Origin of the sequence: Halobellus clavatus (assembly GCF_900107195.1) — an archaeon.
Taxonomy (GTDB): Archaea; Halobacteriota; Halobacteria; order Halobacteriales; family Haloferacaceae; genus Haloquadratum; species Haloquadratum clavatum.
This window is the reverse complement of record NZ_FNPB01000004.1, coordinates 1-15,974: the sequence shown is the minus strand read 5'-3', so window position 1 is coordinate 15,974 and position 15,974 is coordinate 1. Positions and strand designations below refer to the sequence as shown.

General features: G+C 66.3%; 17 protein-coding genes. 6 read left to right on the top strand and 11 right to left on the bottom strand.

The genetic code is table 11. The annotated features are described in order from the left end of the window. The first annotated feature begins 223 nt into the window (after positions 1 to 223). Positions 224 to 772, top strand: a complete 549-nt coding sequence (gene msrA / locus BLU74_RS07215; protein ID WP_089766607.1) for a peptide-methionine (S)-S-oxide reductase MsrA — start codon at positions 224 to 226, stop codon at positions 770 to 772. 77 nt (positions 773 to 849) lie between these two features. Here msrA and BLU74_RS07210 read toward each other — a convergent pair whose 3' ends face one another. The 5 genes from BLU74_RS07210 to BLU74_RS07190 form a co-directional block, all read right to left on the bottom strand. Further along, complete coding sequence (locus BLU74_RS07210) at positions 850 to 1,896, bottom strand: sensor histidine kinase (protein WP_089766606.1); 1,047 nt, start codon at positions 1,894 to 1,896, stop codon at positions 850 to 852. A gap of 155 nt (positions 1,897 to 2,051) precedes the next feature. After that, positions 2,052 to 3,377, bottom strand: a complete 1,326-nt coding sequence (locus BLU74_RS07205; protein WP_089766605.1) for a glutamate-5-semialdehyde dehydrogenase — start codon at positions 3,375 to 3,377, stop codon at positions 2,052 to 2,054. 27 nt (positions 3,378 to 3,404) lie between these two features. After that, the gene (gene proB, locus BLU74_RS07200; protein ID WP_089766604.1) at positions 3,405 to 4,247 is read right to left on the bottom strand and encodes a glutamate 5-kinase; all 843 of its coding nucleotides are present in this window, start codon (positions 4,245 to 4,247) and stop codon (positions 3,405 to 3,407) included. Then, a complete protein-coding gene (gene proC / locus BLU74_RS07195) occupies positions 4,244 to 5,017 on the bottom strand; it encodes a pyrroline-5-carboxylate reductase (protein ID WP_089766603.1) in 774 nt (257 codons plus the stop codon). Before proC ends, proB begins: the two co-directional genes overlap by 4 nt. Before the next feature lie 90 nt (positions 5,018 to 5,107). Further along, positions 5,108 to 5,986 (bottom strand): HEAT repeat domain-containing protein, encoded by an 879-nt coding sequence (locus BLU74_RS07190; protein ID WP_175454585.1) that lies wholly within the window; start codon positions 5,984 to 5,986, stop codon positions 5,108 to 5,110. Between the two features lie 119 nt (positions 5,987 to 6,105). Between BLU74_RS07190 and BLU74_RS07185 the strand changes: the two genes are divergently transcribed. Beyond that, positions 6,106 to 7,317: an OsmC family protein gene (locus tag BLU74_RS07185; RefSeq protein WP_217635343.1), complete on the top strand. Its 1,212-nt coding sequence runs from the start codon at positions 6,106 to 6,108 to the stop codon at positions 7,315 to 7,317. Positions 7,318 to 7,325: 8 nt separating this feature from the next. On the opposite strand, the gene BLU74_RS07180 is transcribed toward BLU74_RS07185, so the two are convergent. The 5 genes from BLU74_RS07180 to BLU74_RS07160 all read right to left on the bottom strand — a co-directional run bounded on the left by BLU74_RS07180 (position 7,326) and on the right by BLU74_RS07160 (position 9,979). Then, complete coding sequence (locus BLU74_RS07180) at positions 7,326 to 7,544, bottom strand: YgaP family membrane protein (protein ID WP_089766600.1); 219 nt, start codon at positions 7,542 to 7,544, stop codon at positions 7,326 to 7,328. A 43-nt stretch (positions 7,545 to 7,587) separates the two neighbouring features. After that, positions 7,588 to 8,589 (bottom strand): DUF7544 domain-containing protein, encoded by a 1,002-nt coding sequence (locus tag BLU74_RS07175; RefSeq protein ID WP_089766599.1) that lies wholly within the window; start codon positions 8,587 to 8,589, stop codon positions 7,588 to 7,590. Between the two features lie 159 nt (positions 8,590 to 8,748). Further along, a complete protein-coding gene (locus BLU74_RS07170) occupies positions 8,749 to 9,168 on the bottom strand; it encodes an EamA family transporter (protein ID WP_089766598.1) in 420 nt (139 codons plus the stop codon). Next, on the bottom strand, positions 9,168 to 9,587 hold the full coding sequence (locus BLU74_RS07165) for an EamA family transporter (RefSeq protein WP_089766597.1): 420 nt from the start codon (positions 9,585 to 9,587) through the stop codon (positions 9,168 to 9,170). Before BLU74_RS07165 ends, BLU74_RS07170 begins: the two co-directional genes overlap by 1 nt. A gap of 32 nt (positions 9,588 to 9,619) precedes the next feature. Next, positions 9,620 to 9,979, bottom strand: a complete 360-nt coding sequence (locus BLU74_RS07160; protein WP_089766596.1) for a hypothetical protein — start codon at positions 9,977 to 9,979, stop codon at positions 9,620 to 9,622. Positions 9,980 to 10,015: 36 nt separating this feature from the next. Between BLU74_RS07160 and BLU74_RS07155 the strand changes: the two genes are divergently transcribed. The 4 genes from BLU74_RS07155 to BLU74_RS07140 all read left to right on the top strand — a co-directional run bounded on the left by BLU74_RS07155 (position 10,016) and on the right by BLU74_RS07140 (position 15,014). Further along, entirely contained in the window at positions 10,016 to 10,852 is an 837-nt protein-coding gene (locus tag BLU74_RS07155) for an ABC transporter ATP-binding protein (RefSeq protein ID WP_089766595.1), read from the top strand. Then, a complete protein-coding gene (locus tag BLU74_RS07150; protein ID WP_089766594.1) occupies positions 10,849 to 12,459 on the top strand; it encodes a hypothetical protein in 1,611 nt (536 codons plus the stop codon). The genes BLU74_RS07155 and BLU74_RS07150 overlap by 4 nt, the downstream gene beginning before the upstream one ends. Positions 12,460 to 12,507: 48 nt before the next feature. Then, positions 12,508 to 13,449: a hypothetical protein gene (locus BLU74_RS07145; RefSeq protein WP_089766593.1), complete on the top strand. Its 942-nt coding sequence runs from the start codon at positions 12,508 to 12,510 to the stop codon at positions 13,447 to 13,449. A 767-nt stretch (positions 13,450 to 14,216) separates the two neighbouring features. Continuing rightward, positions 14,217 to 15,014 carry an IclR family transcriptional regulator gene (locus BLU74_RS07140; protein ID WP_089766592.1) on the top strand — a complete coding sequence of 266 codons (798 nt, stop codon included), beginning with the start codon at positions 14,217 to 14,219 and terminating at the stop codon, positions 15,012 to 15,014. Positions 15,015 to 15,047: 33 nt separating this feature from the next. Here BLU74_RS07140 and BLU74_RS07135 read toward each other — a convergent pair. Then, on the bottom strand, positions 15,048 to 15,974 hold a 927-nt coding region (locus tag BLU74_RS07135; protein WP_139175669.1), incomplete at its 5' end, for an iron-containing alcohol dehydrogenase.

Genomic DNA, 15,974 nt, shown 5'->3' with positions numbered 1-15,974 from the left:
ATCGGAGATCCCACCCCGTGGCGACGGTCGTCCCGGACGGATTCCGTCTCCTACCGCCACGGCCGGCGGCCGCCACCGCCCAAGCGACCCGGTGTCCTGGCGTCAGGGCTGGCAGTGTCCCCGCCCGACGGTGGAACGCCAGACACCCTCGAACGCCGGCCGCGGCGCGAGCGAGTTCGGTTCCGCGTTAGGTACATACGATTCGGGGCCGTATTCGGGACGAATGACGACCGAAACGGCCACGTTCGGCGGCGGGTGCTTCTGGTGCACGGAGGCGGCGATGAAAGTCCTCGACGGCGTCCACGCGGTCACGTCGGGGTACGCGGGCGGCGAGACCGACGATCCCACCTACCGCGAGGTCTGTGCCGGTTCGACGGGCCACGCGGAGGTCGTCCAGGTCGAATACGACCCCGAGACCATCGGTTACGACGACCTGCTGGAAGTGTTCTTCGCGACGCACGACCCCACACAACTCAACCGACAGGGGCCTGACGTCGGCACACAGTACCGCTCGATCGTGCTCTATCACGACGAGGAGCAACACCGGCAGGCGGAGGCGTACGTCGAAGCGCTCGGGTCAGCGTACGACGACGAGGTGGTCACCGAGATCGAGCCCCTCGAGCGGTTCTGGGCGGCCGAGGAGTACCACCAGGACTACTTCGAGAAGAACCCGAGCGACGCGTACTGTCGGATGCACGCCCAGCCGAAAGTCGAGAAGGTGCGTGAGAAGTTCGCGGAACTGACAGATACCGAGGCGGCGACGTCGGACTGAGACCGCGACGGAGCCCGAGGTGTGACGACCCCGGAGCCCACCGAACACTGGGTTGGGCGTCACCGGCGACGACGGGGCTACGGCCTCGGGAGTCGGAGCCGAACGCTGTTGCCGCCGTACTCGCTCTCCTCGAAGAGTAACTCACCACCGTAACTCTCGGCCGTCCACTTGGCGAGCCACAGGCCGAGTCCGCTGCCGTGCTGGGTCTGGGTGGCCTCGATATCGCCCGTGACGATGTCTTGCTCCGACGCCGGAATCGGCGGGGCGTCGTCGTCGATCTGGATGGCTGCCCACCCCTCGTCGAGAGCGGTGGCTCGCACCCGGACGAACGCCTGTTCGCCGGGGTTGTGCTCGATGGCGTTCTCCACCAGTCCGTCGACCGCAGAGCGCAGGTGTCCGTTCGCTCGAACGGGAAGTTCCGCCGGCAGATCGGCTTCGATCTCGGCCTGCGGAAACTGCCGTCTGCGTTCCTCGAGGATGCCGTGGACGATCGGGACGCTGTCGATCACGCTGGTGTCGGTCGTCGCCGACAGCACTGAGTGAATCTCGCTGGCCTCGTGTGAGAGAGACTCCAGTTTCGCCGCGGCGCGTTCGACGGTCGCTGCCGCCCCGACTGACGCTGCCGATCCATCGGGGAGTTGTTCGAGGAGCTGGGAGGTGTGGCCGATGATGACGTTCGCCTCGTTCCGGAGGTTGTGGCGGAGCACGCGGTTCAGTACCTGGAGGCGGTGTTGCTGACGGGTGAGTTCGGTGATGTCCGTATAGACGGCGAAGCCGTCGATGCTCCGGTCGCGACTGTCGTACGGGATTCCCCGGTAGAGGAACTCCCGGAGACCGGTGCTCGTCTCCCGCTTTACGCGCTGGTAGTTGATCTCGCCCGTCCCGGTCTGTTGGTCGAGTTGTTTCGCCTCCGCGAAGAGCCACTCGGGGACGATCCAGTCATTGAGCGATTCGTCGCGGATCTCCGCACCGTCGTAGCCAAAGATATCGACGAACGCACGGTTCACCCCCCGAACGATGGGGTCGCTGTCGACGAGCTCGAACTCGACGACGGCGTCTTGGACGTGCTGGATGAGGTGATCGTACGGATTCTCCGCGACGGGCTCGTCCGCTTGGGACTCCATCCTGGAACTCTCTTCCGCAGTCCACGAATTATAGGTTCCGGTAGGGTTTCAAATTTGATTTCATCTCTCGAACTATAATTTGCCACAGATCAGGACAAAGAGAAGAAAGTTATTAGAATTGGAATAATATCTCCACTCGGCCGAGCAGCTGTCGCTTACTCCTCTGAGAGCCGACCGGGCGACCACTCACCGGTGAAGTCCTCGTGGCGGAACGGGCGGGGGTCCTCGCCGGCGTACGTCGCGACCAGCTGTCCGTCGCCTTCGAGGTGGTACTTGTAGGTCGTGAGTCCCTCCAGCCCGACGGGGCCGCGGGCGTGCGTCTTGCCCGTACTGATGCCGACCTCCGCACCGAGTCCGAAGCGGTAGCCGTCGGCGAAGCGCGTCGAGGCGTTGTGGAAGACGCTCGCGGCGTCGATCGCCCGCATAAATCGCTCGGCGCGGTCGGCCGTCTCGGTGATGATCGACTCGGTGTGTTTCGAGCCGTTGGCGTTGACGTGCGTGATCGCCTCGTCGAGCGAGTCGACGATCTTGATCGCGAGAATGAGATCGCCGTACTCGGTCGTCCAGTCCTCGTCCGCGGCGGCGTTCATCTCGGCGATCTCGCGGGCCCGTGCATCGCCGCGGAGTTCGACGCCGGCGTCCCGATAGCGCGCGACCATCTCGGGAAGGAACGCGTCGGCGACTGACTCGTGGACCAACAGCGTCTCGACGGCGTTGCACACCGCGGGGTACTGGACCTTCGCGTCGAAGGCGACGTCCTCGGCCATCGAGAGGTCCGCGTCCTCGTCGACGAAGATGTGACAGACGCCCTCTGTGTGCCCCAACACCGGAATCGAGGTGTTGTCCTGGACGTACTCGACGAACGCCGAACTCCCGCGGGGCATCAGGAGGTCGACGGCGTCGTCTCGCTCCAGGAGGGTCTCGACGTCTTCGCGGGCCTCGATGAGTTGCGCCCAGCCGTCGGGGACCTCCGCGGCGGCCTCGCAGATGATCTCATAGAGAATGCGATTGGATTCGGCGGCCTCGCTGCCACCCTTGAGGATTACGGCATTACCCGATTTGAGACTGAGTGCGGCGATCTGCACCAGCGCGTCGGGACGGGACTCGAAGACGGTGCCGAGCACGCCGATCGGGACTGACAGCTTGTACAGTTCCAGGTCGTCGTCGAGACGACGCGCTTCGAGGGTCTTCCCGAGAGGATCCTCCTGCCCGGCCACGCTTCTGACCATCTCGACGATGCTCTCGAGTTTGGATTCGGAGAGCTTCAGCCGGTCGACGAAGGCCTGGGTGTACTCGCCGGCCGCGAGGAGTTCTTCGGCCTCCGCGACGTCCGTCTCGTTCGCGTCGAGGATCTCTTCTCTGCGGGCCTCGATCGCGTCGGCGATCGCGTGCAGCGCGTCGGTTCGCGCCTCCGCCGAGATGTTCGCCAGTTCCAGGGCCGCGGACTGTGCCTGCGTGATCTTGGTTTCGGTGTCAGTCATCGTTGTAGGTGATTGTCGGTGGAGTCGTTACTGCGCTTCGGTCTCGTGGCCGTTGATCGGCATAAAGATGGTACCGACCGCCTGTTCGGCTGCGACCTTCGCCAAGACGTCCGGTTCGGCGGACGCGGCGATGATTGCGGGGATGCCGTGCTCGCTCACCCGGCGTGCGCCGCTGACCTTCGTCCGGATCCCGCCGAAGGAGTGGCTGCCGCTCTCTTCGACGATCTCTTCGACCTCGTGGTAGTTCCGGCCGACCGCCTCGATCAGTTCCGCGTCGGCGTCGTGCTTCGGATTCCCCGTGTACACGCCATCCACGTCGGTGAGCGTGACGAGCAGGCCGGCCCCGAGCCCGATAGCGATCGACGAGGAGATCATATCGTTGTCGCCGATTCGGATCTCCTCGGTGGCGACGGCGTCGTTTTCGTTGACGATCGGGACGACGCCCCAGTCGAGGAGCGTGTCGACGGTGTTCTTGAAGTTGGTGAACCGCTCGGGGTTCTCGAGGTCGTGTTCGGTCACGAGGATCTGTGCGACCGTGATCCCATAGCGCTCGAAACTCTCGGTGTAGCGCCGCATCAGGTGGCTCTGCCCGATCGTCGAGAGCGCCTGAGACTGTTCGACGGTGTCCTCGCTGGCGAAGCCCGCTCGCCCCTTGCCCGCGCCGATCGCACCCGAGGAAACCAGGACGACGTCCTTGTCACGCTGGACGAGGTCGGCGACGTCGTCGACGAGTTTGTCGAGTTTCTCGTCGTCGAGGTTGGAGGTCTCGTCGGTCAGCGAGTTGGTGCCCGCCTTGACGACGACGCGGTCGGCCGTCGCCGCCAGTTCGCGTGCGTGGTCGATCTCTCCGCTGGAGATCGCGCCGCTCATTTTTCGGCTTCCTCGGCCAGTTCGGCCGATCGCTCTCGGGCGGCACTCAGCGCGTCGCCGACGACTGCGTCGACGTCGCTGTCCCAGAGTATCTCCATCCCCTCGATGGTCGTGCCGCCGGGTGAACAGACGGCGTCGATCAGGGTCTCGACGTCCTCGTCGGAGCGAAGCACGGTCTCGGCCGCGCCTTTGAACGTCTGTGCGGCGAGGGTTTCGGCGTCGTCGGCGTCGAGGCCCTCTTCGACGGCGCGGTCGGCCATCGCGCCCAAGAGGTAGAAGACGAAGGCGGGGCCGCTGCCGTTCAGCGCCGTGGTGACGTCCATCAGATCCTCGTCGACGACGACGTACTCGCCGAGGTCCGAGAGCATCTGTGCGACGTGGTCGTTCGGTTCGTCCCACGTCACGGCGGCGGCCATATTCTGCGTCTCGGCCGCGAGGTTCGGCATCACCCGAACGACGGTCGCGTCGGTCTCGGCGGCGACGACGTCGGTGGAGACGCCGGCGGCGATCGTCAGGAGCGTCCGGTCGGCGTCGAGTTCCAGGTCCTCGAGGACGAGCGGGACGATGTCCGGCTTGACCGCGAGGACGACGACGTCCGAGTCGGTCACGTCCGCGAGGTCCGTCGTCGTCCGGTCGGCGTACTGTTCGATCCGCTCGAAGGCGTCGGGGTCCACGTCGTAGGCCGTGATGTGGTATTCGCCGGCCTCAGAGAGCCCTGTGATCAGGGCACTCCCCATATTCCCACAGCCGATGACGCTCACGTCGATCATTCTGTGAGCCAATACGCGGGGCCGCCGATATACGAACTTTGGTTTCCGGCCGGTCACGGGGTGGGCGTCGCCGGGGTCCCGACCCCACACTCACTCGAGGTCGTCGAGCGCCGACGCCGCGGCCTCTCGGACCCGTGCCGAGGAGTCGTCCCGCAACTCGCGGATCTCGGCGGTCGCCTCGACGGCACCGAGCGTCCCGAGCGCGCCCGCCGCCTCCTTGCGGACCAGGTCGTACTCGTCGTCGAGCGCCGCACGGAGCGTGTCGGATCGTCCGGTGACCGCCCCGGCGTCGTCGAGGGCGAACTCGTACAGCGTGAACGCGGCGTAGTAGCGGACGCGACGATCCCGGTCGGTAGCGAGGCGGTCCGCAGCCGTAGCGACCAGTCGCGGCGTCTCCGCGGGAAGCCGACCGCGGATCGGGGCGTACTCCTCGGCGACGTCGGAGAGTCCGGCGGTCCCGATCCGGCGGACCGTCGGATCGGCGTGTGTGACCAGATCGATCAGCGCCGTCTCGTACGCGTCGGTGAGGATCACGACCGAGGCGAGCGCCCAGCCGAGGTCCCTGACCGCCGCGTATCCCTGTTGCACCGCGTCGAACGTCGCGTGGTGACGCTCGTATGCGCGGGCGGCCAGTCGGAGCAGCGATTCGGGATCGGCCTGCCCGGTGAGCACCATCGCCGAAACCGCGAACCCGACCGAGCTGGGCTGGAAGAAGCCATCGCTCTCGTCGACCGACAGCCGTACCCGCTCGTCGAGGAGATCGGTGTCCGCGAGGAGCGACTCGATGCGGTCTTCGAGCCGACTGACGTCCCGTCCGGAGAGCGCGAGGTGAGCCAAGGCCTCGGCCGCACGGAGACGGACGGCGGCCGAATCCGCGTCGAGACAGATGCCGAGGGCGTCGAGGTCGACGTCGTCAGGCTGTTCGCGGGCGATCGCCGCCAGTCGCTCGCTCGGGTCGTCGGTCGGCATTCGATCGATGCTCGGACGCGCTGAACTTAGCCGTTGGGCGAAGGCGCGAGCCCCTGGGACGTGACAGCAGGCGGCCGGCGGCACAACCCTCATAATCCATACTGAGAGAATAGGAAGCGGTGACTGATACGATGGTCTCTCCGCTCGAAGATCTCGGCTACCCGCTCGTGTTCCCCGTCGACGAAGGGGTCGACGGGCTCGACGCTCCGGAGCCGTCACTCGGCGTCGCGCACCGGACGCGCGTCCGGTCGCTCGGCGGGATGCAGAAGGAAGCGCTCGTGACGAACAGTGCCACCGGCACCACCTGGCGACTCGCCAGCGACGAGGGAGAGTACCTCGAAGGTGAGGACATCGCGCCCGCGCCGCTGGCACACCTGACGACCGGGATGGTCAGTTCCTTCGCCAGCGAGGTCCTCACACTCGCGGACGAGCGCGGGATCGAGGTCGAGGACCTCACGCTGGTGCAGGACAACTACTACACGATGAACGGCTCGGCCCTCGCGGGGACGATGACCGCGGGCGCGCTGCCGGTGGATCTCGACGTGGAGATCGACGCCGACGCCGAACCACAGGCGCTCCGGACGCTGGTCGACGACGCCGTGCAGTCGGCCCCGGTTTCGGGACTGATCCACGACGTCACCGACAGCGTGTTCACCCTCGTCGCGAACGGCCGCGAGATCGACCCCGACCGCGTCGACGAACGCGACGGCCCCACTCTGCCGGACCCCATCGAGACCTTCGAGTCGCTGCCCCGCGACGCGTCAGAGCGAGACCCGCCGATCATCCATCGAACGGGAGCGACGACGGAGCCGCTCCCCGACAGCGACGAGGCGTACACGAGCGGCGAGGGCTCCAGTCTCTCCGCAGATCAGGACCGGGTGCTCCACCTGCGCGGCACCTGCACAGTCCGTCCGGACGGGACGAAGCACGTCGCCGTCGAGTTGTTCAGCCCGATCGGAACGGTCTTCGAGTTCATCTCCGACGAGCCGTCGGGCCGCGGCGGCGCGGGACGGGCGCCCGACGCGATGACCTACGTCGCCGCTGGGCTCGGGTTCTGCTTCATGACCCAGATGGGTCGCTACGCAGACATCGTCGACGCCGACCTCTCGGCGTATCGAATCGTCCAGGACACGCACGTCACAGCGGGCGTCCGGGGCGACGAGGCCACACCCGCGGGCTGGGCCCCTGTCGAGACGTGTGCGTACGTCGAAACAAGTGAAGATGCGGACTTCGCCCGCGAGTTGCTCGATATGTCAGAACAGACGTGTTTCCTGCACGCGCTCTGTCGGAGCGACCCCGGGGGACCGGACGTCGACGTCGTCGCCCGCTAACTGACGGCTTAGCGGGCCTTACAGGTATCGACGCCGATGAGCGAGTACAGCCCACACTGCCCCGTCAGCCCCGTCCCGAGCGCCATAATAGCGACCACGCCGAGGACGAGCGAGAGGACGCCCGAGCCCGGGACGACATTTCCGAGGATGCCGAGCGAGACGGCGCCGGCGAGTGCGCCGAGGGCGATCCGAACGATACTGTCAGTCTGGCCGACGTTCTGCTCCATACCATAATATTGTCTCAGACACACATAACTGTTCCTCTTGTGATCACTCGCGGACCGCGCGCCGCCGTTCGGGGATCACGTCGAACGCGGCGTCAGTGTCCCCGAGGACGAACAGCGCGTGGTACCGGAGGTACGCCTGGACGGGAACCCCGACCAGGAGGACCAGCGCGAGCACGACGAGGCCGAAGAGGACGGCGGCGATCGCGATGACGATCCCACCGACGATCTCGGCGACGCCCAGCAGCCCGATCCCGACGAGGCCGACGATGCCGAGCGGGATGCCCGCCACTACCGCAGCGAATCCCACGGCCACGCTCGCGGCGATGCCGGCCGCGAGTTGAAGCACCCAGCCGACGACGGCGTAGGCCGCGTACTGCTTCCACTGGGTCCGCAACGTCGGCCAGAAGCGCCGCCACGCCGACAGGAGCCCCCGATCTTCGAGCAGCATCACCGGCACGATAAACATCGTCGTGAACCCGCCGAGGAGCCCGGAGACGACAGAAAGCAGCACGAACACCGGGATCGCGAGCAGGATGAATGCGAGCGGCGCGCCGCCGAATCCGAGGAAATACGGTCCCAGCGCCGCGGCGAAAATGCCCACGACGACACCGAGCGAGAGCAGCGCGAGCACGAGTCGGAAGCCGAACAGCCGGAGGCCCTGCCCCCAGTACCGACTCCAGTAGGCCCGGACGCGAACCTGCTCTTCGCGGAGCGATTCGACGAAGACGAACTCCATAACCGATCCGACGAGCAGGAACCCGAGCACGAGCAGGGCGATGACGCCGACGATGGCGCCGATCACGGCGAGTTCGGTGCCGCCCGGAAGGGCCATCTCGGGTGACCCGGACGGAGTCGGCGCCGATTCGAACCCGCTCGGGGCGCTGCCCGAGAACTGAAACGGCGCCAGGCCGCTGTTCCCGGCGGCCCCGCCGAGGAAGAACACGACCACAACGAGTCGGAGCCACCGACCGAGGTCGAACGGCCACAGCAACTCCCGGGTGGCGGTGGCCGCGTCGTCGATCGCGTCGAGAGCGTACAGCGTCATTCGTGGACCTCCCGGAGCGGGCCGGCGAGTGAGCAGCCGAGAGGGTCGACGAGACGACTCGTGGAGGGGGGACCAATTCGCGACATCGCAGCCACACTCTCACCGGCGATCGACAAAGCCGTTCCGATCGATTCCGGCGGCGGGTGGGGCTGAGAGCGCTTACAGCGAGATCAGTGCAATCGCGAGGACGCTGCAGCAGATTCCACCGATCTTCCGCGGCGTGACCGACTCGTCGAAGGCGACGATCCCGATGACCGAACTGACCACGATGAAGAGGCCGTAGATCGGCACCACGATGCTCACGGGCCCCAGCGCGAGCGCTCGGTAGTACGTCAGGAGTCCGACGGTCAGCAGGACGCCGAGGGCCACGACGTGCGGCGTGTACCGGTGTCGGAGGTACGGCAGCGGCGACTCCCCGCGGTAGTAGAGCGCGACGCCGACCACGACGAGCAGCACGGAGTTCGAGAGGAACACGGCCGGCGTGCTCGGGATGACTTCCATCGCGATCTTCAGGAGCGGCGCGACTAGGCTGTAGGCCAGGAACGCGAGGATCGAGAATCCGAGGTAGCGCCGCGCCATCACTCGGCCCCCGAACTCAGGTAGATAGCCAGGACGGCCGCGCCGATGCCACCGATTCGGGGGAGCGTCACGGTCTCGTCGAGCACGAGGATGCCGACGACCGAACTCCCGACGATGAAGAGGCCGTAGATCGGCACGACGACGCTGACGGGCCCACGCTGCAGCGCGTAGTAGTACGAGAGGATCCCGATGCCGAGGAACACGCCGCCGACGTAGATGTAGCCGGCGCGTGGCGATCCGACGTACGCCAGCGGGCTCGTGCCGGTCACGACCAGCACCCCCAGCGTGAGCACGAGAAAGACGATCGTGGCGAGAAACAGCGACACGGCCGGCGGAATCTCCTGGGTCACCTTGCTCGTCAGCGGCGCGAGCGCCCCGTAGGAGATCACCGCGACGATGACCCACGGCAAGTACTCCATACCGGAGGCGTTCCACTGCGGGTACAACCCTCTTACGCCATCGATGCAGCGGGCGTCAGTGCTCCCCGCGTCGGCGCGCCCGTCGTCTCAGTTCGGCGTCCGCACGCTGTCGCCCGGACCGCCGGGAGAGAATGGTCGAACGATCCGGTGGGGGCCGTCCCATCGGCCCAGGCCAGGCGGCCCTCGACCGACACGTCGAGTCCGTCGTACGGTTCGAACCGATCAGACTCCCTGTCGAGAGAGTTAGCCAACTCGCCGCTCGCGGCAGTCGCCGCGTCCACGTAGGTGTTGTCGAACGTGAGGCGGGTCGTCTCCCGGCCGAACTGCCACGCTTCGGGGTGGCCCGTGCTGTCGTCGATACAGAGGGTTGGATCCGACCGGCCGGGAGCCACAACTGTTAGGCCCTACGGGACGAACGCGGAACAACGATGCCCTCCGCGAACACCGACGCCGCGATTCAGGCGACCGGGCTCCGGAAAGTCTACGGCTCGGCCGTCGCCCTCGACGACGTCTCGCTGTCGATTCCGTCCGGGACCGTGTACGGCTTTCTCGGGCCGAACGGGGCCGGCAAAACGACCACGATGCGGATCCTGACGGGGCTGACCCGACCCACCGACGGATCGGTTCGGATCGCCGGCACCGACGTTCGGGACCGGCGGGCGCTTGCACCCCGCGTGGGCTATCTCCCCGAGACGCCGCCGCTCTACGACGAGTTCAGTGCCCGCGAACAGCTGGATTACGTCGCAGACCTCAGAGATATCCCGCAGTCGACCGCCCAAGAGCGCATCGAGCGCTACCTCTCGGAGTTCGAACTCCGCGAGGACGCGGACAAGCGCATCGACGCGTACTCGAAGGGAATGAAACAGAAGACCGCGTTCGTGCAGGCCGTCCTCCACGAACCCGACGTGCTCTTTCTCGACGAGCCGACAGCTGGGCTGGACCCCCGTGCGGCGCGGCGGATCCGGGAGTCGATCGCGGCCTTCGCCGACGAGGGGACGACTGTCTTCCTCTCGACGCACATTCTCCCAGTCGTCGAGGCCGTCGCCGACGAGGTCGGCGTGCTGTTCGACGGGCGGGTCGTCGCCGAGGGGACGCCCGCGGAACTCCGCGAGCGAGCCGAGGGGGAAGGCGGGTCGCTGGAAGACGCGTTTCTCGCGGTCACCAGCGGCGGCGCGGAGGGCCTCGGTTCGGGGGAGACAGTCGAATCGACCGCGGGGGCGTCAGCATCACCGGCCGCGCCGGATGCGTCGAACGACAGCCGATGAGTGCCGGCGGTGACCTCCGGCACGGCCTCCGGATCGCTCGCGCCGAACTCTCCCGAAGTATCCGGGGGTACGGGCGGGACTGGCGACGCCTCGTCGGAATCGCGTTCGCAGTGCTGTTCCTCGGTGGGTATCTGCTGGTCTCCCTGCCGGCAGCCTACGCGGTCGGCCGCCGGACGGGCTCGATCGAAGCGATCCCGTTCCTCGGGGCCGGGACGTCGCTGCTGCCGGTCGGTCTCGTCGGTCTCGCGGCGCTACGTACCCTCGAGCGCATCGGACGCCCGCCGGCCGAGGACCTGCTGCTGCTGACGACCCACCCGCGGGCGGTCGTCCTGGGCCTCATCGGCGCCGAACTGGGCCGGCTGGCGGTCTGGTTCGGCGTTCCGATCGTGGCTCTCGTGACGGCGTTTGGGTTCGGACTCGGGGCGCCGACGGTGATCCCGGCGCTCGGCCTCGTGGCGCTGCCGCTCTTCGCGTGCAGCGCCGTTTGGGGGTACACGCTCGGTATCGGGCTCCTCAGGGCGTTCCGCCGGCTGCCGACCATCCGTCGCCTGCTCAAGATCGGCGGCATCGGCGGATTCGTCGTGTTGACCTTCGGCTCGCAGCTCGCTGGTGGGCTCATCGCCGAGCGGTCGATTCAGGCCTCCGGACTCCTCGACGCGGTCTCTATTCGGCCGCTGGTGTCGTACGTCTCGCTCGCGTTCGTCGGGACGCCGCTGGCCGACTCGGTCTCGCTCGCCGGCCTGGGGGTACTCGCCGCCCTGATCGCGCTCACACCGGTCGGCGTCGTCGCCGCGACGCAGCAAGCGTCGGCGCTGTGGTTCACTGACACGTCAGTCACTGCCGAACCGTCGGAGACGAAGACGGGAGGCGAACGACTCGCCGCACCGCGTCCCTTCAGCGTCGTGAAGAGCGGTCGGATCGCCTGGGGGCACCTCCTCCGCGCGGTGCGGAAGCCTCAGGAGTTCACGCACCTGATTCTGCTCGTCTTCTTCTTGGGCCCGGTCGGGACGACAGTCGTCCAGGCGGCTGACGACGCCCTCGGCCCGCTCGTGGCCGGGATCGGCGTCGGTCTCGGCACGTATCTCGCCGGGGCGACGTTCGGTCTCAACCCGCTCGGTGACGACCGACCACACCTCCCGTTCCTGTTGCTCTCGGGGACCGGAGTCAGGACGATCGTCCGCGGGCGAGCGCTCGCCGGCGTCGCCCTCGGTCTGCCGGTGGCGGCGGCGCTCCCGGCGGCGTCGGTCGTCCTCGGCACCCATCTGCTCCACGCGGCGGTGTTCGCAGCCGTCGGGGCCGGGACGGTCGTCGCCGCCGCCGCGTTCGGACTCGGACTCGGGGCCGCCTACCCGATCTACGAGGAGCGAGAGTTCTGGGGGACCGAGACCGTCGTGCCGTCGACGCTCGTGATGCTGGTGTTTCTCGCGATTGTCGGCGGCGGGACGCTCATCGCGCTACTCGGGACGTGGGTCACCCTCACCGGCGGACTCGGCCTGTCACCGCTCGTTGTTGGGGCTGCCGTCGTGTATCTGGCGCTCACAGCCGGTGGCCCGTACCTGTCGTATCGATACGCCGTGCGCCGGTACCGCCGGTACCACCTCGAGTGAGGCGGCGGCTCCAACAGGGCTAACTCCGTGGCGACGAGGAGTACGGCTATGGTCCTCACTCGACGGTCAGCCCTCCACCTCGCAGCGGCGACCTCGCTGGCGGCGACGGCCGGCTGTGCATCGCTGTCGTCACTCGGATCCGACGAGCCGAAGCCGGAGTACACGCTCGACGTCGATCGAATCGACGCGTCGCCCGTGGAACACGCCCTGTACGACCCCGGCGACGACGGCCTCTTCGGCGAGCCTGCTCGGACGGCGCTGGACGCGATCCTCCCCGAGGGCCGCCACACCACGTACGGGTACGAACCCCTACCCGAAGGCGCTTACGTCCGGCGCGGCGAGACCTACTACCAGACGGAGTCCGTCGTCACCGGGCGAGAACGGATGGAGCGGCGGCTGGTCCGGGTCGAGTCCGTCCCGGACGCGGACGTGCCAGACGATCCGCTGCACGTCGACGATCTCGACCGCCCGAGCGCGCGGGCCGTCAAGATCCTGCACTCGAACGCCGTGTCGGGCGGGGCGTCGGGGGCCACGGATCTGCTCCGCGGCGACGCGTACGTCCTCCGTCGGCCGGCCGAACTGGAGAGCCGGCTCGCCACCGGCGACCTGGACGGTCGGATCGTGTCGATGACCGAGGACGGCGGGTGGGCCTACCGGGTGCAGGTGACCCGCGAGCGAATCCAGGAGACGGCACACACGGCACTCGCCGTCGAGGTCGCGGACGGGCGATCCGCGTTCAGAGAGGTCGTCTTCGGTTCACGGATCGACGCCGAACTCGCACCGTCGGCCCTCACCGACGGCGAGCGGGCGGTGCTCGAACAGGCGGTCTCACGGGGTCGCTACGTCGAGACCGCGCCCCGCTCGTCGGACTTCGACGGAGTCCTGAACGCGCTCGGGCTCGCTTCCGTCGACACGGCGGAAACGGGGCAGCTGCTCTGGTACGACGGCGAACTGTATCGGTACGGCCTGTACGTGAACGACTCGCCATAAAGGTAATGTGTCTTATTTTTACGTTGAATAGTATGAGTGTTTACAAATAGTATCGAATCAGGAATGCGTACAAACTACGTCTCAAGCTTTTTCAAGCGCTTCAAGTAGATATTATCTCAGGTACTAAAATATCTGTATTATCATTTTATTTTACCTATATTGCGTGACATAGATATCTCCGCGAGCGAGGTGGGTGGATCGTCTCCATCGGATCCGAGCGGCAGTTTCAGTGAGCGAAACTCTGGGCTGTTCCGAGAGAGGCGATCGGCTGCAGGGCGCTGCGGCCGACGGACTCACCCGGAAACGCTCGCGTATTCGTCTGTACGGTGCGCTGCTCCGGCAGCACAAATCGACGAACTCGCCGGGTGATGGCCAAATGGAAATACCCACGCGCCGATCCCAGAGTATAATAACATTCGTACACCTGTTATTTTTGAGGGTTGCCCGGCGGTTTCACCCAGTAGTTTCGCTAACTCGAACTGGCTCTGCCACGCATTGCGATGCGACGGTCTCGAATCCGGGGACGAATTCTTCCGTCCGCCGGATTGGTCGCGGCGCTAAAAGTAGACGGATTGACCTTAACGAAAATTAGTTATTTATTCCGTCTTAAATCCCATAACGTGTCGGTTGAAAATCACGACTACTCGTCAGACTGAATTGAACAATTTTCTATTAGATGCTTCGGCCGGTTAGTCCGTGTGGGAGCCGTCGCCCGACAGTTCGAGTGAGCAAAACTGTTAATTGGGTCCTCCGAGATGGGCAATGCAATGTCAAGTGACGAACTCACGGTCGAAACTACTCATACCTCGCTAGATATTCTCTCGACAATTCGGGCGCGGGACGGAGCGACGTTGGAGGACGTGGTCCGCGAACACGAGATCGCAAAGAGCACGGCCCACAGGCACCTCGTCACGCTCGAAGAGTCGGGCTTTCTCCGGAAATCCGGCGACACCTACCGCATCGGCTTCAAGTTCCTGAACTACGGCGAATACGCCCGCGAGCAGTGGTACTGGTTCTCGGCGGTCAAGAGGGCCGTCGGGGAACTCGCAAAGCGCACCGAAGAGGAGTGCGACTTCGTCGTCGACGACCACGGGCGCGTCATCACGATCGTCGAATCGTATCATAAGTGGGCAAAGTACGAGAGCGAGGAGGGGTCGAAGCGATACCGGGCGTATATGGGGACCTATTACCCGATGCACGCGACCGGTTCGGGGCTCGCGATCCTCTCGACGTACTCGCCGGAGCGGGTCGACGCTGTCATCGACCAGTGGGGGATGCCGGAACTCACCGATCACACAATCACCTCCCGAGAGGAACTCTTCGCGGAGTTGGCTCGGGCCGACGAGCGCGGGTACGCCGTCGGCGACCAGTACTACACCGAGGGCCTCCGGAGCGTCGGGAAACCCGTGTTCAGCCCGGACGGGGAAGTCATCGGTGCCCTGAGCGTCTCGGGGCCGACCTACCGGATCGACGGGTCCGTCCTCGAACGGGAACTCCCGCGTGCCCTCTCGGAGGTGGTCGAATCGCTGGAGGCGGAGTTGTCGGAGAGTGCGCCCGGACAGTAAGGGAGTAAAAGCCAGTCGGGCGGCGACAGGCGTTCAGTACGCGTCCTGTGCGACCTCAAGCAGAGCCGCGGCGTCGGCGTCGCGGGGGTTGTCGTGGATCTCGATCGTCTCGAGTGATTTTTCGGCGATCGTGGGGAGGTCGTCCTCGTCGACGCCGAGTTCTTCGAGGCTCGTCGGGAGATCGACCTCGTCGATGAGGGCCTCGACGGCGCCGACGGCTTCGTGCGCGGCTTCGGTGTCCGACAGTCCGGACGTGTCGATGCCCATCGCCGTCGCCACTTCCGCGTACCGGGCGGGGTATTCTTCGAGGTTGTACCGCATCACCGGCGGCGTGAACACGGCGATCGCCTCGCCGTGCGGAATCTCCGGATACATTCCCCCGGTCACCTCCGCCAGCGAGTGGATCGCTCCGAATCCGGCGAAGTTCTCACAGAAGCCCGCCATATGCGACCCGAACAGGAGCTGTTCGCGGGCCTCCATCGCGCCCGTTTCGTAGGCGTCTGGGAGGTGCTCCGGGACGAGCCCCATCACGTGCCGCGTGTAGGGCTTGACCAGTTCGGGCGCGCCCGCCGCGACGTGGTTTTCCAGGGCGTGTGAGAACGCGTCGAATCCCGTGGCGGCGGTCTGTCGCGGCGGGAGCGACGCCGTCAGTTCCGGATCGACGAGCGATACGTCGGCACCGAGATACGGGCCGTCCGGGTACAGGGGCGGTTGGCCGATCGCCATCTTGAACTCACGGTCCGGAGCGGTGATCACCGCCCAGTAGTCCACCTCGCTCCCGGTCCCGGCCGTCGTCGGAATCGTGATCAGCGGATGGGTGTGGTTCTCGATACTGCCGGCTGTCACGTCTTCAGGCGTGTTCACCTCGTACTCCGGAAGGGGCCCGTCGTTCGTCTTCAGCAGCGTCGCGCACTTCGCCGTGTCGATGACGCTGCCCCCGCCGACCGCGACGACGACGTC